25 protein-coding genes and 1 pseudogene are annotated in these 23,852 nt (G+C 31.8%); 22 read left to right on the top strand and 4 right to left on the bottom strand.

Going from position 1 to position 23,852, the window contains the following annotated elements; all coding sequences use genetic code 11:
- Positions 1–32 precede the first annotated feature (32 nt).
- Positions 33–1,055, bottom strand: a complete 1,023-nt coding sequence (locus L1S47_RS07215; RefSeq protein WP_238882858.1) for a sugar ABC transporter substrate-binding protein — start codon at positions 1,053–1,055, stop codon at positions 33–35.
- 101 nt (positions 1,056–1,156) lie between these two features.
- Complete coding sequence (locus L1S47_RS07210) at positions 1,157–2,182, bottom strand: sugar ABC transporter substrate-binding protein (RefSeq protein ID WP_238882856.1); 1,026 nt, start codon at positions 2,180–2,182, stop codon at positions 1,157–1,159.
- Between the two features lie 210 nt (positions 2,183–2,392).
- Here L1S47_RS07210 and L1S47_RS07205 point away from each other — a divergent pair, with 210 nt between their 5' ends.
- The 7 genes from L1S47_RS07205 (at position 2,393) to L1S47_RS07175 (ending at position 12,661) form a co-directional block, all read left to right on the top strand.
- A complete protein-coding gene (locus L1S47_RS07205; RefSeq protein WP_238882855.1) occupies positions 2,393–4,534 on the top strand; it encodes an SBBP repeat-containing protein in 2,142 nt (713 codons plus the stop codon).
- A 143-nt stretch (positions 4,535–4,677) separates the two neighbouring features.
- Positions 4,678–7,494, top strand: coding sequence for a cation-transporting P-type ATPase (locus L1S47_RS07200; RefSeq protein ID WP_238882854.1), 2,817 nt, complete (start codon positions 4,678–4,680; stop codon positions 7,492–7,494).
- A 45-nt stretch (positions 7,495–7,539) separates the two neighbouring features.
- A complete protein-coding gene (locus L1S47_RS07195; RefSeq protein WP_238882853.1) occupies positions 7,540–8,190 on the top strand; it encodes a TrkA family potassium uptake protein in 651 nt (216 codons plus the stop codon).
- Positions 8,191–8,205: 15 nt separating this feature from the next.
- Positions 8,206–8,865, top strand: a complete 660-nt coding sequence (locus L1S47_RS07190) for a TrkA family potassium uptake protein (protein ID WP_202767015.1) — start codon at positions 8,206–8,208, stop codon at positions 8,863–8,865.
- A gap of 135 nt (positions 8,866–9,000) precedes the next feature.
- Positions 9,001–10,272 carry a cell wall-binding repeat-containing protein gene (locus tag L1S47_RS07185; RefSeq protein WP_238882851.1) on the top strand — a complete coding sequence of 424 codons (1,272 nt, stop codon included), beginning with the start codon at positions 9,001–9,003 and terminating at the stop codon, positions 10,270–10,272.
- 51 nt (positions 10,273–10,323) lie between these two features.
- Positions 10,324–10,713, top strand: coding sequence for a DUF1801 domain-containing protein (locus tag L1S47_RS07180; protein WP_238882849.1), 390 nt, complete (start codon positions 10,324–10,326; stop codon positions 10,711–10,713).
- A 181-nt stretch (positions 10,714–10,894) separates the two neighbouring features.
- Positions 10,895–12,661, top strand: coding sequence for a PAS domain-containing protein (locus tag L1S47_RS07175; protein WP_238882848.1), 1,767 nt, complete (start codon positions 10,895–10,897; stop codon positions 12,659–12,661).
- Positions 12,662–12,744: 83 nt separating this feature from the next.
- Here the strand turns inward: L1S47_RS07175 and L1S47_RS07170 are convergent, their stop codons facing one another.
- Together L1S47_RS07170 and L1S47_RS07165 are read right to left on the bottom strand one after the other, a co-directional pair.
- The gene (locus L1S47_RS07170; RefSeq protein ID WP_238882847.1) at positions 12,745–13,326 is read right to left on the bottom strand and encodes a TetR-like C-terminal domain-containing protein; all 582 of its coding nucleotides are present in this window, start codon (positions 13,324–13,326) and stop codon (positions 12,745–12,747) included.
- Entirely contained in the window at positions 13,316–14,041 is a 726-nt protein-coding gene (locus tag L1S47_RS07165) for an MBL fold metallo-hydrolase (RefSeq protein WP_238882846.1), read from the bottom strand. Before L1S47_RS07165 ends, L1S47_RS07170 begins: the two co-directional genes overlap by 11 nt.
- Positions 14,042–14,361: 320 nt before the next feature.
- Between L1S47_RS07165 and L1S47_RS07160 the strand changes: the two genes are divergently transcribed.
- The 15 genes and pseudogenes from L1S47_RS07160 to L1S47_RS07090 form a co-directional block, all read left to right on the top strand.
- A complete protein-coding gene (locus L1S47_RS07160; RefSeq protein ID WP_275297796.1) occupies positions 14,362–14,700 on the top strand; it encodes a methyl-accepting chemotaxis protein in 339 nt (112 codons plus the stop codon).
- Positions 14,701–14,891: 191 nt separating this feature from the next.
- Positions 14,892–15,803, top strand: coding sequence for a chemotaxis protein (locus tag L1S47_RS07155; protein WP_238882845.1), 912 nt, complete (start codon positions 14,892–14,894; stop codon positions 15,801–15,803).
- A 297-nt stretch (positions 15,804–16,100) separates the two neighbouring features.
- The gene (locus tag L1S47_RS07150) at positions 16,101–16,280 is read left to right on the top strand and encodes a hypothetical protein (RefSeq protein ID WP_238882844.1); all 180 of its coding nucleotides are present in this window, start codon (positions 16,101–16,103) and stop codon (positions 16,278–16,280) included.
- A gap of 53 nt (positions 16,281–16,333) precedes the next feature.
- Positions 16,334–16,807, top strand: coding sequence for a stage V sporulation protein AC (gene spoVAC, locus L1S47_RS07145; protein ID WP_238882842.1), 474 nt, complete (start codon positions 16,334–16,336; stop codon positions 16,805–16,807).
- Positions 16,808–17,809 carry a stage V sporulation protein AD gene (gene spoVAD, locus L1S47_RS07140; protein WP_238882840.1) on the top strand — a complete coding sequence of 334 codons (1,002 nt, stop codon included), beginning with the start codon at positions 16,808–16,810 and terminating at the stop codon, positions 17,807–17,809. It abuts the gene before it with no gap.
- A 16-nt stretch (positions 17,810–17,825) separates the two neighbouring features.
- Positions 17,826–18,179, top strand: a complete 354-nt coding sequence (gene spoVAE / locus L1S47_RS07135) for a stage V sporulation protein AE (RefSeq protein ID WP_202766082.1) — start codon at positions 17,826–17,828, stop codon at positions 18,177–18,179.
- Positions 18,180–18,316: 137 nt separating this feature from the next.
- The gene (locus L1S47_RS07130; RefSeq protein WP_238882838.1) at positions 18,317–18,577 is read left to right on the top strand and encodes a spore coat associated protein CotJA; all 261 of its coding nucleotides are present in this window, start codon (positions 18,317–18,319) and stop codon (positions 18,575–18,577) included.
- Positions 18,567–18,863 carry a spore coat protein CotJB gene (locus L1S47_RS07125; RefSeq protein ID WP_238882837.1) on the top strand — a complete coding sequence of 99 codons (297 nt, stop codon included), beginning with the start codon at positions 18,567–18,569 and terminating at the stop codon, positions 18,861–18,863. Before L1S47_RS07130 ends, L1S47_RS07125 begins: the two co-directional genes overlap by 11 nt.
- Positions 18,864–18,866: 3 nt before the next feature.
- Positions 18,867–19,466, top strand: coding sequence for a manganese catalase family protein (locus tag L1S47_RS07120; protein WP_238882835.1), 600 nt, complete (start codon positions 18,867–18,869; stop codon positions 19,464–19,466).
- Positions 19,467–19,728: 262 nt separating this feature from the next.
- On the top strand, positions 19,729–20,166 hold the full coding sequence (locus tag L1S47_RS07115) for a LytTR family DNA-binding domain-containing protein (RefSeq protein WP_202766085.1): 438 nt from the start codon (positions 19,729–19,731) through the stop codon (positions 20,164–20,166).
- A gap of 13 nt (positions 20,167–20,179) precedes the next feature.
- Positions 20,180–20,617: a DUF3021 domain-containing protein gene (locus tag L1S47_RS07110; RefSeq protein WP_238882834.1), complete on the top strand. Its 438-nt coding sequence runs from the start codon at positions 20,180–20,182 to the stop codon at positions 20,615–20,617.
- A gap of 102 nt (positions 20,618–20,719) precedes the next feature.
- Positions 20,720–22,771: a thioredoxin domain-containing protein gene (locus L1S47_RS07105; RefSeq protein ID WP_373689041.1), complete on the top strand. Its 2,052-nt coding sequence runs from the start codon at positions 20,720–20,722 to the stop codon at positions 22,769–22,771.
- Positions 22,772–22,858: 87 nt separating this feature from the next.
- Complete coding sequence (locus tag L1S47_RS07100; RefSeq protein WP_202766087.1) at positions 22,859–23,026, top strand: DUF3787 domain-containing protein; 168 nt, start codon at positions 22,859–22,861, stop codon at positions 23,024–23,026.
- A 153-nt stretch (positions 23,027–23,179) separates the two neighbouring features.
- Positions 23,180–23,608, top strand: a complete 429-nt coding sequence (locus tag L1S47_RS07095) for an HTH domain-containing protein (protein ID WP_238882832.1) — start codon at positions 23,180–23,182, stop codon at positions 23,606–23,608.
- Between the two features lie 56 nt (positions 23,609–23,664).
- Positions 23,665–23,852 (top strand): annotated as a pseudogene (locus tag L1S47_RS07090) (IS3 family transposase); the annotation flags it as partial.

Here is a 23,852-nt window from a genome sequence, read left to right as displayed (position 1 = left end):
CTTGAATTTATGAATTCAAGGGATTCTTTATGTTATCCATAGACTTCTTCACTCTTCAAAAATCCACTGTTTATAATAGCATTAGATATATTGTTTCGAGTAACGAGTTCAGGTGAAATAATAATAGAAGGAACATCCATTTCACCATTATATACAGTTGTGTTAGCTTCTACATATTGGTCATTAGCTAATTTAATAGCTGAGTCTATAGCAACTTTACCTAGTTTTCTAGTGTCTTTAAGTACAGTCATGGATTGAGTTCCATTTATTATTCTTTTAATAGCATCTAAAGTTCCATCTTGCCCAGTTACTGCAACCTTACCAGCTAACCCTTGTTCCTCCAAAGCCTTAATTGCACCAGAGGCTATATCATCAGTGGGTGATAATATAGCATTAATTTTATTGTTATTTTGAATTAATGAATCTTTTACAATTTTATAGGCATTATCAGAATACCAATTAATTACTGGTTTATCAGTAACTATATTTATTTCCCCTCTACTAACTAGAGGCTGTATATACTCCATTGCACCATCTTTATAGAGTTTAGAAGTGGAATCATTAGGGTCGCCTGATAGAATAATATAGCTGCCTCGAGGAACAGCTTGAATAAGATATTTTCCTTGCAGTTCACCAACCTGTGTGCCATTAAAAGATACAAATAAATCTAAAGCTATGTTTTTTATAAGTCCGTCATAAGATATTACTTTAATTCCTTCATCTTTGGCTTTTCTAACGTATTCGGAGGCAGCTACTGCATCTAAAGGAGCTATTATTAATACATCAACATTTTGAGATATTAATTCTTCTACCTGCTTCATTTGTAAATCCGCATCATAATTAGCATCTGCTATTTTTGTAATTGCTCTCTTCTGTTCAGCATATTGTTCCATAAATTCTTTATCTCTAATCCACCTAGGGATTTTTTGATTTGGCAAGGATATGCCTATAACTACTGGTTTTCGTTCTGATGGTGTATTTATCTCTAGCTCTATAATCTCACTATTAACATAAATAATTGGAATAGCAAAAGATTCAGGTATTGATTGGTACATATATACTTCCTAATTATTAATCTCATAATAAAATATTCAATAAGTATTCTTTATGCGATTATTAATTTAGAAATAATAAAAGTCAAACCTATTGTTCTTTTCTATAATATATAAATTTCTTCACTTTTCCAATAACCTTTATTTATAATAGTCTGTGTTATATTATTTCGAGTTACTAATATAGGTGGAATAATTATGGTTGGTACCTCTTCTTTACCATTATTTAAAAGCATATTATATTCTACAAATTGGTTATTTACTAGTTTAATTGCAGAATCTATAGCAACCTTGGCAAGTTCTCTGGAATCATTAAAAACAGTCATTGATTGAGTTCCTTTTATAATTCTTTTTATAGCATCTATTGTTGCATCTTGTCCAGTAACAGCAACCTTACCAGCTAATCCTTGCTCTTCCAAGGCTCTTATTGCTCCACCAGCCGTATCATCATTAGGAGCTAATATAGCATTAACATTATTGTTATTTGCAATTAAAGAATCTTTTACTATTTTATAGGCGTTTTCAGGATACCAATTGATTATTTCCTTATCTGTAACTATATTTATTGAGCCTATGTTGACTAAAGGTTTAATATATTCCATTGCACCGTCTTTATAGAGTTTAGAATTTGGATCATTGACATCTCCATACATTATAATATAATTGCCTCTAGGAACAACTTGTGTAAGATATTTCCCTTGTAATTCACCAACTTGGGTACTATCAAAGGTTACGAATAAATCTAAATTTGCATTCGCTACGAGTCCATCATAAGAAATTACTATAACCCCCTCATCCTTCGCTGCATTAACTGAATCAGCAGAAGCTATTGAATCTAAAGGAGCTATAATTAATACATCTATATTTTCTGATATTAGTTCTTTTACTTGCTTTCCTTGTAAATCAATATCATAATTAGCATTTTTTATTTTCATGATGACATTCCTTTGATACCCGTACTTTTCCATAAATTCTTTATCTTTTACCCATCTAGGTATTCCTTGGTTAGGCAAAGAAACACCTATTATTATTTGTTTTCTATTGTGTGTTGCACTAATTTTTATCTCTAAAATATTATTATTTACATAAATAATTGGAACAGCAAAAGATTCAGGTATAGCTTGATACATATTTACTTCCTATTAATTATTAATCTCATAATATGGTATTCAAACATTAGATTTTATGAGAGTATTAATTTTGAAATAATCTAAAGATAGATTTAATTATGGAAAGTTTTAAAATAGGTAGATGTATTAGTAAATAGTTCTTTGGAATACTACACTTAATTGGTAATTAGGGCATATAATGCAATAAATCATTTTGGAGAATTAAATAATATGTCATTAATAGAAAAAAAATATACAATGTTTCCACTGAGTTTTCAAGTTAACGAAGGACAGATTGATCCAGAAGCTAAATTTATGGCCAAAGGGAGTAACTATAATTTATTTTTTACCCCATCACAGGTTGTATTATCATTAAGGCAAAGGAATGATTTGAATTTAAACAAAGCAGAGAGTGTTTCAACTAATGAGGAATTAGAAGTATCATATGTAAAGATGCATTTTATTAATGCAAAAGGGGATTTAGAGATTATAGGATTGGAGGAATTGCCAGCTAAGTGCAACTATTTTATTGGTAACGATACTTCCAGATGGCTCACAAACATTTCTACTTATGAGAAAATTAAATATAAAAATATATATCAAGGAATAGATATAGTCTATTATGGTAATCAGCAACAGCTAGAATGGGATTTTATTGTGCAGCCAAATTGCGATGCTAGTCAAATAAATATCGACTTTAGTGGTGTAGAAAAAATAACTATAGATGAACAGGGGAATTTAATACTGTTGATTGATAGTGAAACACTAAAATTATGTAAGCCTTTAGTTTATCAAGAAGTTGCTGGAAAACAAAATAAAGTAGAAGCTGATTATGTAATAAGTGAAGATCAAACAGTTAGCTTTAAGTTAGGGCAATATGATCATTCAAAATCGTTAGTTATAGATCCTATATTGATTTGGTCTACTTATTATGGAGATAGTGGTCCTGATGTAGGTTATGCGATTACTACGGATAGCAATAATGATGTTTATATTACTGGCTATACTCAATCAAATACTTTTCCCACTCCTACCTCACTATATCCCTATAAAGCTGGTTGGGATGCATTTGTTGCTAAAATTAAGGGAGATGGATCAGGGGTAATATTCTTTACTTATATTGGAGGTAGCATATCAAAAGATCCAGGATCTTCTGGGCCACATGATTATGGCTATGGAATTGCAGTAGATTCATTAAAAAATATATGGGTAACTGGAACCACTTGGTGTACAGATTTTCCAATATTCAATCCTATTCAGGGAGCTAATGGTGGATATTGTGATTGTTTTATATCTAAGATTAGTGCTAGTGGGTCTTCACTTCTTTACTCCACTTATTTTGGAGGAGGGGATTATGATCAAAGTTTTTCAATTGCCGTAGATATATTAGATAGTATTTATATTACCGGTTATACAAGATCTTTTGGTTTTCCAACTACCCCAGGTGCGCTTAAACCTGTAAAAGGAGATATAAGTGTGGATGCTTTTATTCTAAAACTTAGTAGCACAGGTACTATTATTCAATACTGCACTTATCTTGGAGGGACACAGGATGACTTTGGACGTGGTATAGGCGTAGATAAAAACTTAAATTTATATATTGCAGGTGATACTAAAGGAAACTTCCCAATGTTTAATGCGTTACAACCTGTTTATGGAGGAGGTTTACTTGATACCTTTGTAACTAAACTTGTGCCAGCAGGAGGTGCTTATAATTATGTATTTTCCACATATTTAGGAGGAGCGGGTGAGGACAATTCAAGGGGAATTGCCATAGATAATGCTGGTAATGTATATGCAATAGGGTATACAACTGGAAACTTTCCTATTAAAAATGCGCTACAGCCAAGTTTTGGCGGAGGAACTTATGATGCTTTTATATACAAGATTACCACTGGTGGATCTTTACTAGTGTACTCTACTTATTTAGGGGGTACTGGGGATGACTTGGGATATGGAATAGCAGTAGATGCCAATGAAAATGCATATATCACCGGATCAACGACTTCAAGTGTTGGTTTCCCTACAACGAATGCTTTTCAACTTACTTACGCTGGTAATACTGATGCATTCGTCGCTAAAATCAATTATATAGGAATTTTATCTTATTCATCATATCTTGGTGGTGCTAATTATGATATAGGATACGGAATTGCAGTTAATATTGATGGGGATGTAATCATAGTAGGGGCTACGTACTCAAATGGTCAACCGCCTCCAGGACCAGGATTTCCTACAAAAGATCCATTTCAGAGTATAAATAATGGGAATGGAGATATTTTTATTACAAAATTATCAGAACCGATAATACCACCCACACCACCAGAGCCAATAGAAGTAAAGCTTAGTAGAGGAATAAGTTTTTTAGAATAGCTAAAGTAGAGTTAAATAAGTTATATTAAAATCCCTTGGGCGAATGTCCGTGGGATTTTTTCTTTAAGTGAAGAAAGAATAGATTTCAGAGCATTTAAGCATACACTCTTGCATATTATTTACGAGAAGGAGAGGCGAAAAAAATGAACTGTGATGAAGCAAAAGTAGATGTTAAGAAAAGTATTTACAAACTTCCAGTTGATAAAGTCTATGAAGCATTTGGAACAAGTCACAAGGGATTAACAAGAGAGCAGGCAGCTCAGTATCAGAAAGAACAAGGCAAGAATGTTATTGATGAAAAAAAGAAAAAGTCAGTATTGCTTATCTTTCTTGGAAATTTTACTCACTTAATGGCAGTTTTATTATGGGTTGGAGGTATAGTGGCCTTCTTTGCAGGAATGCCAGAATTAGGAATTGCTATTTGGTTAGTTAATGTCATTAATGGAGTTTTTAGTTTTTGGCAGGAACATCGTGCAAGCAAGGCAACAGATGCATTAAGAAATATGCTGCCATCTTATGCACGTGTTATTCGTGATGGAGAGGAACAAAAAATATTAGCAGAGGATTTAGTAATTGGAGATATCGTTTTATTAGAGGAAGGAGATAAGATATCAGCGGATGCAAGATTAGTTGAGTGCAGTGATTTACAAGTTAATCAATCAACTCTTACAGGAGAGTCAAATCCTGTTCGTAAGGTAAAAGATGCAGTATTAAAAAATGATCTCACATTAGCTGAAATACCTAATTTAATTTTTGCAGGGACAAGTGTATCAGAGGGAAATGGAAAAGCTATTGTAATTGAGATAGGAATGAGAACTGAATTTGGTAAAATTGCAGACCTTACTCAGAGTATGGAAAAAGAGGATAGCCCTTTACAAAAAGAAATGAACAGATTAACAAAGCAAATATCAATAATAGCTATAGCGTTTGGTGTTTTCTTTTTTGTTGCAGCGTTATTTTTAGTAAATGAACCTATAGCTTCTTCATTCATTTTTTCATTAGGTATGATTGTTGCATTTATTCCTGAAGGGTTACTACCAACAGTTACTTTGTCACTTGCTATGGCAGTACAGAGAATGTCAAAACGAAATGCATTAGTAAAGACGCTCTCTTCAGTTGAAACCCTAGGAAGTACTACAGTTATTTGCACAGATAAAACAGGTACATTAACTCAAAATGAAATGACAGTAAGTAATCTATGGTTAATTAATAAGGAATTTAAAGTTACTGGTGTTGGATATGGGCCAGAAGGAAATATTTTTGAAGGAAATAGAAAAGTTAAGGCAGAAGATGATAAGGATTTAAAATTATTACTAACTGGAGCAGCACTATGTAGTAATGCAAGACTATTACCTCCAAACGAGGAATCAAATAGATATACTGTTTTAGGAGACCCAACTGAAGCTTGTTTGGGAGTTGTGGCTGAAAAAGCAGGTATTGACATACATGAACAAGCAGAACTAACACCTAGATTAAGAGAGTTGCCATTTGAATCACGTAGAAAGAGGATGACAACTATTCATGAATTGCAAGAAGAGATAGAGGGGACTAAGCGCATTGCGTATATAAAAGGTGCTCCAAAAGAGATAATGAAGTTAAGTGAAACTATTCGCATAAATGGTGAAGTAAAGCCAATTACAGATAAGATGCGAGAAGAAATAATGAAGGCTAATGATGGATATGCTCGAGATGGTTTACGTGTATTGGCTATGGCATATCGTTTGCTTCATAAGGATGATAATATACCTGTCGCAATGAGTGCTTACACCCCTGAATTTATTGAGAAAGATTTAGTATTTGTAGGGTTGATTGTTATGGCAGATCCGCCTAGGCCGGAGGTATCTGATGCTGTGGAGGAGTGTAGAAGAGCTGGCATAAGAATAGTAATGATTACTGGAGATTATGGATTAACAGCGGAAAGTATTGCAAGACGTATTGGTATTGTTAAAGGAAGTAATCCTAGAGTGGTATCGGGACTTGAATTAGAAGAACTATCTGATGATAAATTAAAAGAGTATTTAAAAGATGAAATAATTTTTGCAAGGGTAGCACCAGAACAAAAATTAAGGGTAGTGTCCAACTTGCAGGCAATGGGAGAAATTGTTGCAGTCACAGGAGACGGGGTAAATGATGCACCTGCGCTTAAAAAAGCTGACATTGGTGTTGCAATGGGTATTGCAGGCACTGATGTAGCTAAAGAAGCTGCAGATATGATTCTGACTGATGATAACTTTGCATCTATTGTTCATGCTATAGAGGAGGGGCGTGCTGTTTATAGTAATATCCGCAAATTTATGCTCTATATTCTAAATTCAAATGTTCCTGAGGCAGTACCTTCAGCTATGTTTCTATTTTCAAGAGGGGCTATTCCATTACCACTTACAGTTATGCAAATCCTAACAATTGATTTAGGTACAGATATGTTACCAGCTTTAGGGCTTGGAACTGAGAAACCTGAAAAGGGAGTTATGAATGAGCCACCTCGCAATCAAAAAGAGCCATTATTAAATAAAAAGCTGGTTATTAAGGCATTTCTGTGGTATGGAGTATTAGGTTCATTAACTTCAGCTATATCTTATTTCTTTATCAATATTCAAAATGGATGGCCAAAAGTTCCACTAGCTGGAGGGAATGATCCAGTCTATATTAAGGCAACAGCTATGACTCTTGCAGCAATTGTATTTAGCCAAGTTGGAGCTGTATTTAATTGTCGTACAGAAAAACAATCTGTATTTAAAGTTGGGATGTTTAGCAATAAACAAGTGAATTTTGGAGTCGTTTTTGAAATTTTCTTAATCTCAGCTTTAGTTTATTTCCCTTTATTTCAATCAATTTTCCATACAGCTGCATTAAAGTTATCTGATTGCTTATTATTATTTATTTGGCCTCCATTAATATTACTAATAGAAGAGTTGAGAAAGGCATTGGTTCGTAGAAGAATGCTAAGGAAACATGAGTAAGAAAATCCTAATGAAATTATAAAAATTAATAGAGAGGTGATAGGCATGAAGGTTATTGTAGTAGGTTTAGGAAGAATGGGGACGGGTTTATCGCTTAATCTTGTGAAAAAGGGACACCAGGTAACTGTCATAGATTCTAATCCAGAAGTATTTAATGGTTTAGGTAAAGACTTTAAAGGAACAAAAATTGTTGGTTTTGGATTTGATAGAGATGTACTAACTAAGGCTCAAATTGATAAAGTAGATGCTGTGGTATCTTGCACCACAAGTGACGAAATTAATGCAGTTATAGCTAGGATAGCGAGAAATATTTATAAAGTACCACGGGTAGTTGCAAGGCTTTATGATTCTAGAAGTGCAGATATTTATCATAGATTAGGAATACAAGCTGTTTCAACAACAACTTGGGGTATAGAAAGAGCAACCGAAATGCTAACTTATAATCAATTAGATAGCGTTTATGAAATGGGAAATGGACATGTTAATTTAGTACGTATAGAAATACCTTCATTATTGGTTGGACATACAGTAAATGAATTAACTGTTATTGGAGAAATACAAATTGTTTCTATTAGCCGTAATAATAAAACTTTTATACCAACTAGAGGAACTGTATTTGAGGCAGAAGATGTTATATATATGTCAGTAATTTCCTCTGCAATAAATAAGTTAAAGTCAATGTTGGGTATAGGGTAAAAAGGGGGAAAAAATATGAGAGTTATCATTATAGGTGGCGGACAAGTGGGAGCCTATCTTGCATCCTTATTATTAGCAAGCGGCAATGAAATACGGTTAATTGAGCAATGTGAAAAAACATATAATAAGATACAAAAAGAGTTACCACAAGAAGTGTTGATTTTAGGCAGTGGCTCAAGTCCTCAAGTACTTGAAAAAGCAGGAATAGCTTCAGCGGATGTAGTGGCTGCAGTTACAGGTGCAGATGAGACTAATCTAGTAGTCTCAACACTTGCTAAAATGGAGTTTGGAGTTCCGAGAGTAGTAGCTAGGGTCAATAATCCAAAGAATGCATGGCTATTTAATATTGGAATGGGCGTAGATATTAGAGTTAATCAAGCAGATTTGATGGCACATTTCGTTGCTGAAGAAATGGATTTAAAAGATATGTTTACTATTTTAAAGCTCAATAGAGGAAAATTCTCTATTGTCCAACTGAAAGTAAAACAAAATGCTAAAGCTTCAAATCGATTATTAAAGGATCTATCTATACCTCAGGATTCAGTACTTATTGCTATTACAAGGGAAAAATCCTTATTAATACCTAAGGGAGATACAAAAATTTTAGTAAATGACGATATATTAGCATTAGCTGCTGAAACTAGCAGAAAAGAATTAAAAGAGATATTTGGATAATAGGTTAAGAGGCATCTCAGATTTATATTTGAGATGTTTTTTTTATCAAGCAATGGATTTGGCAAGGTTTTAATTGTTTACTAAGTAAAATATTGGTACAATCTAATTATTATGTAAATTAAGGGGGATAATATCTTGAAAAAGAAAAAATCATTTATATTAATGCTTGTCTTTTTATTAATTACATCCATTAGCTTGTCATTTGGAACCTATAAAGCTAAGGCAGCAACGCAATTTAATGTTACTAATAGTTATCCAGTTAATAATAGTGGTAAAGTACCCATTAGCGGATTTATTGCGTTTCAGTTTAATAGCACAGTTAATATAGATTCTACAAAAGACCTTTTAGGAGATTGTACAATCAGAAATTATATTGTTGATAAAGAAACTACGGATAATGTATTAATGATTTATTATAATAATCTTAATTATAATAGCAATTATACTGTTAAATTAAATGCAGCTGCACTAAAGGATAGTAATGGAGTGCAGTTATCAGGAGATTATGACTTAGCTTTTACAACTGGAGCAGAATACGAGAGGTTATCAGGTCCTTCTAGATATGAAACCAGTGTTGCGATTGCAAAATATGGGGGAAATCATGCAGACTATGTTGTACTTGCTACTGGAGAAGATTTTCCAGATGCATTGTGCGCAGCACCTCTAGCTACTAAATATGGAGCTCCAATTTTATTGACTAGCAAAAATGCACTTCCTCCAGAAGTTCAAAATGAAATTACTAGTCTTAATCCAAAAGAAGTTTTTATAGTAGGAGGAGCTGGAGTAATATCTGACAATGTGAAGAACGTTCTTCAAAGCCAAGGAATTAAGGTTACAAGAATTTCAGGAAATGATCGTTATGAAACTTCTCTTGAAATAGCCAAATATCTTAATAGTTCCAAGCCAGAGGCCTTCGTAGTAACTGGTAATGACTATCCAGATGCCTTGTCAATTGCTTCATATGCTGGTAATAAACAGACGCCTATATTGCTTACTGACAAAAATCAACTTCCTGATAGTGTTAAAAATTATATCAGTAGTAAAGGTATAACAAAAACCTATGTTATAGGAGGAAGTGGAGTTATAAGTGATAATGTACTTAGTACATTACCTAATGCTGAAAGAATTGCAGGTAATAATAGATATGAAACTAATATGGAGATACTTGCAAGATTTCCGTTCTTTTATGGTAATACTTTTTTCGCTACTGGATTAGCATTTGCTGATGCATTGTCTGGAGCTGCGTTAGCTGGAACACTTAATAATCCTATAATCCTAGTTGATAGCTCAATGCCAGATGATATAGCAGGTGCAATAAGAGATAATAAAGATATGATGAAGATGAAGAGAATTCTTGGTGGTACAGGTGCAGTACCAGATTCATTAATAAATAGAATTCTCAAATAAGAATATATTATTACTAAAACAAATGAATAAGAATGATTGAGAGGAGAATTTATGGATGAGAAAGATGTAAGTATTGATCCTATAAGTGAATATATTCTAAAGTTTCCGGCAGAGATTCAAGATATATTAAATGCATTAAGAAAAGTTATAAGAGAAGCAGCACCAGAAGCAGATGAAAAAATAAGTTATCAAATGCCCACTTTTGTTTTTCATGGGAACTTGGTACATTTTGCTGCATATAAAAATCACATTGGATTTTATCCAACTCCAAGTGCAATTAGTGCATTTAAAGCGGAATTATCAGAGTATAAAGGAGCAAAAGGGTCAGTGCAATTTCCAATAGAAAAGCCACTACCTTATGAGTTAATAAGTAGAATTGTTAAATTTAGAGTGGATGAAAATATAATAAAGGTAGAAAACAAATCAAAAAAGAAATCCTAATTAGAAGTGTGTCATATTGCATTGTGCTTTATGGCACATTTTTAATTTTTTCTATTAAATAAAAATATAAATATGTGATTTAAGTTACAGTTTTTATAACTGATAAGTATTATCATATAAGTATTAATATATATAAGTCTAATAAATAATAGGTGTAATTTTATAAAAGTGAGGTAAATAAATGAGAAAAGACATTAGGTATATAACTATAGATGGTCGAGGAGAACATGAATCTTTTAGAGATTGTATTACTCAAACGGTAAAAGATTTGAATCCTAATACTGGAGTACATATAATTAAAGATTTTGAACCCTTTCCAATATATAAAATGATGGAAGAAAAGGGGTTTGAAAAATATGTGGAAAAGATAAGCGATGATGAATTTCATGTTTACTTTTCGCAAAAGACAAAATTTGAAAATATTAAGATGAGTGAATATTTAGAGGTTGATGAAGATAAAATTCAAAAAATAATGGATATAAAATTAAGCTACCTCAATGAAAATATAACCTTAGAACAGGCGAAAGCTAAAATGAGGGAAGCAGTTAGTAGTGTTACCGCTCAAGAATTTGCAGTATGTGAACAATATCTTCAAAAATACGGTATATCAGACGACATATTAGCTGAGAAAATGAACGAAATACTAGAGATATTTGATGGATTACTAGTAAGTAATAAGTTAGATTTAACGGCAGGGCATCCTATTAGAACTTATCTAGACGAAATTGATGCAATTAGAAAAGTTCTTAATAAAATGAGAGGACTGGTTGAGAATAAATTTATTAAAAACCAATGGGCCGAGCTTTATGATGATTTAAGTGAGATAAATATTCACTTTTCAAGAAAGCAAAATCAACTTTTTGCAGCCTTAGAGAATAAAGGATTTGATAAACCATCGAAAGTCATGTGGACGTTAGATAACAAAATAAAGGAAATAATTAAAACTGCCAAGGTATACTTAGAAAATGACCAAGATGAAGATTTCTTAAAGCTTCAAGAAGAAGTGATAGAAATGGTTGAAGATATGATGGTAAAGGAAGAAGAAATACTTTGCCCTACAGCAGTTGATATTCTTTCAGAGGAAGATTTTATACAGATGAGAAAAGGTGATGACGAGATTGGTTATTGTTTAATTGAATCACCAGTACCGTATGGTAATGAAGGAGGAGAAGTTATGAATGATACCTCAAACAGTGAGTTAATAAAGGATTTAGCTAGTGTACTTCAGAAACATGGAATGCTTACATCTTCATCAAACAATGAGATATTAGATGTAAGCCAAGGAAAATTGACACTTGAACAAATAAACTTGATATTCAAGCATCTTCAAGTAGATTTGTCTTATGTAGATGAAAATGAAATAGTTAAGTTTTATAGTGATACAAAGCATAGAGTATTTCCAAGAAGTGCTGGAGTTATTGGAAGACAGGTACAAAATTGTCATCCAAGAGAGAGTGTAGCAACTGTTGAAGAAATAATTAGAGCTTTTAGATCTGGAGAGCAGGACCAGGCAGAATTCTGGCTGGAAATGGGAGGAAAGTTTATATATATAATTTACAATGCAGTAAGAGATGAAAAGGGAAATTTTAGAGGGGTCTTGGAGATGATGCAAGATGTTACTAGAATTAGAGGATTATCAGGAAGCCAGAGACTATTGTCCTGGAGTAACACCAAAAAAGAATCAGAAGAGATAGAGAAAAAAGAAAATGTAAATGAAAATGAATATGGAATTACAAATGAAACAGTTATTGGAGATTTAGTTAAGGAGTATCCTTTTATAAAAGATTTTCTAATAAATCTTTCACCTAAGTTCAGTAAATTAAAGAACCCATTATTATTTAAGACAATGTCATCTATGGCAACATTAGAGATGATAAGTAATAGAGGCGGATTTGATGTTAATGAATTAATAGATAAATTAATAAATGAAATTCAAAATTATAAATAGAATAATTTTATTTATATGTATGTTACTAATTAAAATTGAGATCACCTTCAATAGGAATTTTTTGAAGGTGATCTTTTATTTAATTATTTGTTAGTAGTATCTTTAATGACATAAAATCCAGCTATTAATGCGTCAATTGTTAAATGCAAACTTTCATTTACACTTTGAGAAAGTCCAAATCCATTGTTTTGATCCAATGAAGTAAATCCATGTAGAATACTTCTTAATCCTCTCGTAGCGTGGATTGCACTATCTCCTTTTAAACCATAAGCAGCTAATACTTTTAAGACTACGTCTATAAGAGCATTTTCTTCAGCTATAAGATCCTCATCATTAAAGTCTGAAACATTATTGATAGAGGAATATAATCCAGGATGTTTCTTTGAAAAGCTTGTGTATGCATCAGCCAGTGCATGGACAGCATCATCACCAGATTTGCCTATAGCAGCATTAGCCATATCTTCACGAAGTTTTCGTATGCTGTATATACTTAATTTCTTTCTTAAATCTTGAATTCCATTAATATGATTATATAGGGAGGGTGTTTTAATATTCAAGAATTTAGATAAGGAAGCTAATGTAACTTCTTCTAAACCATTAGCATCAGCTAATTTTGATGTAGCTAGTAAAATTGTATTTATATCTAATCCAACTCTAGGTGACATATTTCTTCTCCTTTAGTTTAATTTCAGTTTTATTAATTATTTTATCCATAGCGGCTTGAGGATTAATTAGCATATTCCCATGTCCTGTAGCCAAGATACTTGGATTTAGTCTTCTTAATTTTTTAGCACTTTCTAAAGAAATGCTATTATTCCATGTGGCTAAAGCAGGGAAAGGAAATAAGACTTTCTTTTGTCCAGCTATAGCAAATCCACCTCTTACTTGAAAAGCATCTCCAGCAATCAGAATATTATTTCTTGTGTCTAAATATGCCATAGAGCCAGGGGTATGCCCAGGAGCAGATATTGCTAGTAATGAGCCTATCATATCTCCATCTTTCAAGAGAATATCAGCTCGAGTTTTAAGATTTTTTGGTACAGAACCCTTTATGGGTAAATTGCCTTCATCAGCATATAAAGAGATATCTCCAGACATCAAACGTGAGTCCCTTTTAGACACATAGACTGGAATATTTTTCAATGTTTCTTTTAAAGCATCTAATGCACCTATGTGATCTCCGTGAACGTGTGTTAATAGAATTTTAGTTATAGGTTTACCGATTTTTTCAGAAGCATTAATTATATCTTTATATCCCAAAGCAAGTGCTGCATCTATTAATGTTAGGCCAGCTTCTTCTTCAATAAAATAGCAGTTTACTGGGAATAGAATAGGCATAAAAGTTAATTGATATACTGTTTTTTCATGAATAAGTCTCATAATAACAACTCCTTTCATATAAAAACTAATATAATTAGTTTTATAATATTGTATTCTTAATTAAAACTAATGTTATTAGTTTTTACAATAAGATAATTAGCTAAAAATAAATATACATAAAAAAGTTATAAAAGTTGTAAAATAAAAATGAAAAATTACTTAAAACGTACGATAAATATATAGATAGGGTTTTGAACTATTAAATTAATATATAATGCAAAAATCATAGTGCATCTCATTGTAAGAGATATATAAATTCTTTAATGCATTATATAGATATAAGGATATTGATAATAAAATTTAAAGGTGGGGGTTATATAATGGAATTTAATAATGAACAAATTAGTGAAATGGATGATATGAGTAGCTTTATATCAACTTTTGAAGAACTGGTGAAACATATAAAATTTATTGAAGAGATATCTGGAGATATTAATGATGTTGCCTCTAAAACAAATTTACTAGCACTTAATGCTTCAATTGAAGCAGCAAGAGCGGGAGAAGCCGGAAGAGGATTTTCAGTTGTTGCAGAAGAAGTTAAAAAGCTTTCTGTTAGTACAAAAGAATTAGTTTTAAGTATGAATGACGCAGTAAAAAAGATATATTCTCTTACTGAGGAAGCAAATGATAAAATTGATAAATTTAAAGGGAAAAAGTAGTATATAGTAAAGCAACAGATTTTTATCATTCAACTGACAAAAATCTGTTGCTTTTTTTGGGCGATATTACTATAGTTAAGTAGAATAAATTAACAATTAAAGTTTATAAACAGTAGAATCTTCAACATAAAGTAAACTATATTATACTCGATAAAGTAAGTATAAAAATGATTATGAGAAGGGGTTTTAATATGGAATCAAAAATACTACTTGAATCTGGAACTGGAGAGTTAGAAATACTTGAGTTTTCCATAAGTAATAGACATTATGCTATTAATATTATAAAAATTAAAGAAATATTGGAAGTAAAATCAGAAAACCTAACTAAGTTACCGGAATCACACCCTGCTATTGCTGGATTAATTCTTAACAGAACTGAAATATTAACTGTAATTGATTTGAAGTATGTTATTGAAGGTACAAAGTGTCGTGATTTTAATAAATTGATTATATGTGAGTTCAATAAACTAAAAGTAGCTTTTATAATTGATGATGTTATTAAGGTACAAAGAATTAAGTGGCAAGAAATATTAAAACCTGATGATGTATCTACAAACTCACTAGTTGTAGGAAATATAATTATGAATGATACAATAGTACTAATGTTAGATTTTGAGAAAATAGTTACAGATATTAATCCAAGTACAGGAATAAGTGAAGATAGAATACATGAAGTTGACTATAAAGATAGGTCTAATATTAAACTAATGATAGCTGATGATTCAGCAATGATAAGAAAGTTACTTGAGAATACTCTTACTAAAGCAGGTTTTAAGAATATAAGGTTATTTAACGATGGAAAGCAAGCATTAGATTATTTGTTAAAATTAGCAGATGAAAAAGGTGCGAACTTCACTGATGATGTTCAACTTTTAATAACAGACATTGAAATGCCTCAAATGGATGGACATGCACTTACAAGAAATATAAAAGAAAATCCAATTTTAAGAAAGTTACCAGTTGTAATATTTTCATCGCTTATTACAAGTGACTTGAAGCATAAAGGTGTATCTGTTGGTGCGGATGGACAGCTAAGCAAACCAGAAGTTGGTGAACTAATTGAAATGGTAGATAGTTTAATATCAAAAAAATTAGGTAAATAATTCACATAAAAAAGACACAATTATAACATTGAAAGAACATAATAGAGGAGTAGTATTATATACAAGATAAGTTTTCTTTTTATAAATGTCTCCCTTTAAAGCAGTTGGCAATTAATTTATTGTCAGCTGTTTTTTTATTATTTAAATAGTATTAGTAATATTAATATCTCTATCTTCTTTAGTATAAATAAAAATTTATACTTAATACTAATAGAGTGACAGAAATTTATAAATCAAAGTTATAAATTTACAAAGCTTTGATAATAATAACTGTAATTAAATTTGGAGGTGAAAATATTGCTAATAGAGTCAAAGAATAAGCAGGTATTAGCTGGAATTAAAGGGGTCGAAAGTGCATTAAGAAATAATTCAAATCAATATAAAAGTGATAATGAAAGAATTGCATATAAAGAAGAATTAGATAAGGTGCGTGCAGTGATTAAAGGGATAGAAGACAATTGGGGAATAAAATCATAAAAAATATATAAGCTAATTAGGAATAGTATATTCTAAGAGGAGGCGTTAAGAAAATGGCAGGTAAGAAGGAGTTGACTCCTGTTCAACAACAATACCAAGACTTTGCAAAGGATAGAGAGCCTAAACGTCCAGTAGTTAAGAACTGTATAAAAGCTTTTTTTGTAGGGGGAGCAATATGCACCTTTGGACAATTTTTGCAGTGGATCTTTATTACATACTTTAATTTTAAGGAAGAAACGGCTGGTGGTCCTACATCTGCAGTTTTAATCATTATATCTATTTTACTTACAGGATTTGGAGTATATGACCACATTGCCCAATGGGCAGGTGCAGGCACAGCAGTACCTGTAACTGGTTTTGCAAATACAATGGCATCTGCAGCTATAGAACATAGAACGGAAGGATATGTATTAGGAGTAGGTGGAAATATGTTTAAACTCTCAGGGTCTGTAATAGTCTTTGGAGTTTTTTCAGCTTTTGTAGTATCTATAATAAAACTGATATTAAAGTGGATAGGTGTGATGTAAATGTTAAGAGGAAATCAAACATGGATATTTGAAACCAAACCAGTGATAATTTCATCAGCTGCAGTAGGTGGACCTTTTGAAGCTAAAGGGGCATTATCTGAGGATTTTGATTTGCTTCACGATGATGTATGGTTAGGTGAAGATAGTGTAGAAAAAGCTGAGAAGAAATTGCTTGAAGAAGCATGTGAAACAGCTATAAATAAAGCAAGCATGAAAAAAGAAGAAGTTCAATTTTTTATAAGTGGAGATTTAATGAATCAAATCATATCTAGTAGTTTTGCTGCACGTACATTAGGAATACCTTTCTTGGGAGTATTTGGAGCATGCTCAAGTGCTATGGAAGGTTTAGCATTAGCCTCTTTGTTGGTTGATAGTAAATCTGCTAAATATGTAGTTGCTGGGGCATCAAGTCACAATATAGCAGCTGAAAAACAATTTAGGTATCCTACTGAATATGGAGCTCAGAAGCCCCCAACAGCACAATGGACAGTTACAGGGGCTGGTGCTGGACTAGTTGCTCAAAATGGAGATGGACCTAGAGTGACTTCAGCAACAATAGGCAAGATAGTGGATATGGGAATTTCAGATCCTTATAATATGGGTTCAGCTATGGCTCCAGCAGCAGTAGATACTATAGAAGCTCATTTTAGAGATTTAAATATCGAGCCATCTCACTATGATTTAATTGCTACAGGAGACTTAGGAAAAATAGGACATAAAATAGCCACAGACTTATTAGCAAAACATAATGTAAATATGTCAAGTACTGTATTTACGGATTGTGGAATGCTAATTTATAAGGAAGATCAGCCTGTGATGGCTGGTGCAAGTGGATGCGGTTGTTCAGCAACAGTTACATATGGTCACCTACTAAATAAGATGAAGAAAGGTGAATTAAAAAGAATATTAGTTATTGCAACAGGAGCATTGTTATCTCCTTTATCATATCAACAAAAGGAAAGTATACCCTGTATTGCTCATGCAGTTTCTATAGAGATGTAAAGAGAGGTGTTATTAAGTGGGAATTTTTATATGGGCGTTTATAATTGGAGGAGTAATATGCGTTATCGGGCAAATAATGATGGATGTATTTAAACTTACGCCTGCACATACAATGAGCACTTTAGTTGTTGCAGGGGCAATATTAGGAGGGTTGGGTTTATATGATTCGTTAGTAAAGTTTGCTGGTGCAGGTGCATCAGTTCCAATAAGTAGCTTTGGCAATTCCTTAGTAAAGGGTGCATTAATGGAGGCTGAGCAAACAGGAATTATTGGAGTATTAACAGGAATATTTGAGATTACCAGTTCAGGAATATCAGCTGCAATAATTTTTGCATTTATTGCATCACTTATTTTTAAACCAAAGGGTTAATATATATGTTTTTTATTAGTAAGGGAAGAGAATATCTTCTCTTATATTTTTTTTAAAAATATTATTGTTAAATTTTGTCAATTTACTCCTAGTTTGAATACTATATCTTGTACTTAATATTCTATGGAGGATTAAAATTGAAAAAGGTAGAAACAACAAAGAAGATGGGGCAATTTCCTAAAATGAGTAATTGTGTACCACAAGAAACAGTTATAAAAGATGTAAGATTAGCTGCAGCATATGTTCCTTATGAAAATCTATGTGCTCTTTTTACACCAGTAGAAGCATTAAAGAGGGGAACAGCCTTCCCAGAGCTTTACAGTCCTTATGAAGGGAACGAAAAGGAATCTTATCTAATGAAATTGGCTGGAAAGGAGAGAGAAACCTATGAAGAATGAAATGCATGATATGAATGAAAAAGAATTATTAAAGCAACTTCGAGCTGCAAACTTTATGAAAGTAGATTTAGGTTTGTTTCTCAATACTCATCCAATGGATGGAGAAGCATTAAAAGAATTTAATTTTTATGTAATGGAATGTAGAAGATTAAAAGAAGCTTATGAGATGCATTGTGGTATGTTAACTCAACATGATTCATTAAGCCCATATCCATGGCAATGGATATGTGAACCTTGGCCATGGGAAGAAGAAGCTAATTCTATGCTTGAAAGGGAGGGAAAATAGTTTATGTGGACATACGATAAGTTCTTAGAATATCCAGTTAAAATTAAAAATCCTAATCCAAAGATGGCAAAAATAATAATTACTCAATATGGAGGGCCAGATGGAGAATTAGGCGCTTCATTAAGATATTTAAGTCAAAGATTTTCTATGCTCACTCCTCAAGCTATAGCTACCTGTAATGACATAGGAACAGAAGAATTAGCACATCTAGAAATGGTAGGTGCAATTGTTCGTCAATTAATGAAAGGTGCAAGTCGTGAAGAAATAGAAAAAGGTGGAATGAGTGGATATTATACAGATCATGGAAAAGGAATATATCCAGTAAGTGCAGATGGAGTACCATTTACAGCAGCTTATATTCAATCAAAAGGAGATCCCATTGTAGATTTAACAGAAGACTTAGCAGCAGAACAAAAAGCAAGAGCTACCTATGAATATTTAATTAATATGGCTGATGATCCAGATGTAATAGAACCATTAAAATTCTTAAGAGAAAGGGAAGTTGTTCACTATCAAAGATTTGGTGAAGCTCTTAGAATAGTTCAAGATTATCTTCAAGAACCACATTTATTTGTAATGCCTAAACCAGAATCAATGAAATAAGTTTAACTCAAAAGCAGGATAATCATTTCTCATTTAGGAATGTGAAATAGAGGAAAGTGTACCACTTTAGTAAGGGGTACACTTTCCTATTTTAATATACTTTTATAAAAGGTCATTTATGAATTAAATTATGATTATTCTTACAACTTATTTCACTAGCATTGCAACTTATACACTCAATTATGCATCATACAGTCTAGCAGGTTGAAGGAGATAAATTACTAACATATAATTAAATCATAGTAAGAGGGAGGGATTTAAAATGAAAATAACGATAGAAAATATCCCTGAAGGAAGTGAACCAGAGATAATAGTAAGATGTAATGAAATAGATGAATCTTTATTGCAGCTTATTTATTCAATTAAGTCATCATCTAAGAAACTAATTGGTCTCACAGGCTTACAAATGAATATTATCAATCCGAAAGATGTTTTCTATTTTGAAGCAGTAGATAACAAAGTATTTATTTATTGTAAGGAAAAGGTCTACGAGTCAAGACTAAGGTTATATGAGCTTGAAACAGAATATGAGAACTTAGGATTCTTTAGAGCCTCAAAATCAACTGTTCTTAATATTTCAAAAATAAAATCTTTAAACCCAGTTTTTTATGGAAAATTTGAAGCCTTGCTACTAAATGGAGAGAAAGTGTATATATCTAGACAATATGTTCCTATCTTAAAAAAGAAATTAAATTTATAAAGGAGAGGTTATTATGGAAATTAGAGAATATTTAAAATCTATGGTTAAGGATTTTATTACTGCTTGTGGATTCCTAATGGTACTGATGGCTATATATTTAGGGCTGTATTCTATAACAGAAATTAATGTTTCATTTTTATTTCAGATTATAATAATAGCTTTATCATTTACATTTTATAAGTTTGCTTTTATTAATAAGTTTGAATTAAAAGAAAAGGCTAATATCATTAATTTCTCAATTTGCACTACATTGGCAGATATAATGATAATAGTATGGTTATGGTTATTTAGCCCAAGAAATATTATAGATAATGAAAATATAGTAGTTTATATAATAATTATTTTTGTTGTAAAGGCAGTAGTTTTTGCAATGATGTATATTAATGGACGTGAGGAAGCAAAAGAACTAAACGAAAAGCTAAATGAATATAAGAAGAGTACAGCTAAATAAAATTGAAAAGAGCAATTTTTAATACCCCAAGCAGTTGTAGGTTATAGGCTATAGTTGTTTGGGGTATAGTAATATAAATAAAATATGAAAGGAGCCTAAAATATGCCTAAAACGATGGAAAGAACAGCAAATAGATTGATTAATGAAAAATCACCTTATCTTTTACAACATGCTCACAATCCAGTAGATTGGTATAGTTGGTCTGATGAAGCCTTTGGAAAGGCAAAGACAGAAGATAAGCCGGTATTTTTATCAATAGGGTATAGCACTTGTCACTGGTGTCATGTAATGGAACGTGAATCATTTGAGGATGAAGAGGTGGCAGAAGTTTTAAATAAACATTTCATTTCTATTAAAGTTGATAGAGAGGAAAGAGCAGATATAGATAGTATATATATGACATTTTGTCAGCTTTATACTGGTAGTGGAGGTTGGCCATTAACAGTTATTCTTACTCCGGATAAAAAACCATTTTTTGCAGGAACATATTTCCCAAAGAAGAGCAGACATGGTTCTATAGGCCTTATAGAATTACTAAACAAAATAAATGATGTTTGGGAAAATGATAGAGAAAAATTTAATACAACTTGCGATGAAATGCTTAAGGAAATAAAAAAATATGATAAAAATAATGATAAAGAAGAGCTAAATGAAAAGATAATAAATAACACTGCTTTGCAGCTAAAACAATATTTTCAAAGAGAATATGGAGGTTTTAGCAGGGCGCCTAAGTTTCCTGTACCACATAATCTATATTTCTTACTAAGGTATTATTATCAAAATAAAGATCATGAAGTTTTAAAAATAATAGAGAAGAATCTTCAGTGCATGTATAAAGGTGGGATTTTTGACCATATAGGATTTGGATTTTCAAGATATTCTACAGATAATAAATGGTTGGTACCACATTTTGAAAAAATGTTATATGATAATGCACTATTATCTTTGGTATATGCAGAAACATATAGCTTAACTGGCAATAAGCAATATGAGGAAGTGGCAGAAAAAATTTATACTTACTTACTAAGAGATATGCTTTCATCTGAAGGAGCATTTTATTCTGCTGAGGACGCAGACTCTGAAGGGATTGAAGGAAAATTTTATGTATGGACACTGGATGAATTAATGAGAGTGTTAGGTGATGAGGAAGGAAAAATTTATGCTGAAATATATGATATAACTATTAGAGGAAATTTTGAAGGGAAAAGCATACCTAATCTAATAGATGGGGATTTAGAAAAAATGCAGAAAGACACGGAACTGCAAAGGCGTTTAGAAAACAGCAGGAAAAAGTTATTTGAATATAGAGAGAAAAGAGTTCATCCTTTCAAGGATGATAAGATTTTGACTTCTTGGAATGGGTTAGCGATTGCATCGTTTAGTAATGGCGGGAAGATATTTAAAAAGCCTGATTATATTAAAGTGGCTAAGAAATCAGCTGATTTTATATTAAATAAATTAGTAAATAAAGATGGGAGGCTTCTCGCAAGGTATAGAGATGGAGAAGCAGCAAGTCTAGCAGTTCTAGAAGATTATGCGTTTTTAGTCTGGGGGCTTATAGAACTTTATGAAGCATGTTTTGATACTAAATATTTAGAAAAGGCAATAGAATTAAATGAGAAGATGATAGAACTCTTTTGGGATAAAGATGAGGGGGGATTTTATCTCTATGGCAAGGATAGTGAGGAATTAATATTAAGACCTAAGGAAATATATGATGGAGCACTTCCTTCAGGAAATTCAGTTGCTTTATTAAATCTAATAAAACTTAATAGTTTAACAGGAAGTCTAAAATATGAAGAATTCATTGAAAAGCAAATAAATGTTTTTAGTGGAACAGTAAAGGAAAATCCTATAGGATATGTGAATTTTATTACAGCTTTTATGTATAACATAAGTTCCATAAGGGAGATAGTTATAGCCGGAAACATAGGAGAAGAATTTGTCGAGAAATCTTTAGATATAATAAATGATAAATATAATCCGTTTCAATCAATAATTTTAAATAACGGGGACTCAAGACTTTACAAAATTAATAGTCTTGTAGAAATCCAAGGGAAAGCAGAAGGTAAAAGTATGATGTTTATATGTGAAAACTTTACCTGTGGAAATACAATGGATAACATAGAGCAAGTAGAGAGGTTTTTCAACTAATCTTATTTTTTAGATAAATATTAATATAATTTATATAATACATTTCACCAAATTGCAGATACTATTTAAAAGAGAGGAGGAATTATTATGGCAGATGAAAAAGTAAAAGATAGATTTATGGAAGTTCCAATAGAACAACATGTAACAGCTGCTTGGGCCAATGAGGATAAAACAAAGCCAGTTTCTAAAGTAGTTATTCCTAGTGAAATGGATGTAAGGAATGCTAAAGAATATGTAGACTCAAATGAAAAATAATAAAATTTAATTAATGAAAAAGAGCTATCTTTATTAAAATGGATCCTATAAAGTAGACAATTAATAAAAAGAGCCTCTAGTCTCAATTTTATTGACTCTACTTTGTAGGGTCTTTTTGTTATACTTAAAATATCAAATTAGGAGAGTGTTATTATGGGTAAGAATCGATTTACAGATGAACAGGTCGATGAGCTGAGGAAAAATCCTTATATAGAAAAAGTAAGCTCAAAAACTATTACCTATACAATGGAATTTAAAGAAAGGTTTGAATCGGAATATCGAGCAGGTAAACTTCCGTCACAAATTTTAGCTGACATGGGTATTGACCACAAAGTTCTCGGGAAAACTCGAAAAAATAGTCTTGTGCAAAGAATAAAAATGTATCAATTACGCCCCGAAGGATGCGAGGATACACGAAAGAATAACTCTGGCCGTCCATCTACAAAAGAACTAAGTGATGCTGAAAAAATTAAGCGGTTAGAACAAAAACTTGAGTACCTAAAGCAAGAGAATGAATTTCTAAAAAAAAACATTCAAATGGATCAGGAGGCAAACTGGGAATACAAGCGAAAACATCCCTAAAGTACAAACTAATTAAAGAAATAACAGAACGAGATAATAATCTTCTAAATATTTGTTTGCTATGCGAAACGGCTCACGTATCACGTTCCGGATATTATCGATGGATAAAAGCAGAAGAGACTAGAAGTAAAAAGGATAAAAGTGATAAAAAGGATTTCGAAACAATCTTAGGCGCATATAAATTTAGAGGATTTGATAAAGGCTCACGTGGAATCTATATGCGTCTTTTGAATCAAAAAATTCG

This window comes from Clostridium sp. YIM B02551 (genome assembly GCF_022324735.1).
GTDB lineage: Bacteria > Bacillota > Clostridia > Clostridiales > Clostridiaceae > Clostridium_T > Clostridium_T paridis.
The sequence above is the reverse complement of the archived record's forward strand: the minus strand, read 5'-3'. Positions and strand labels throughout refer to the sequence as shown.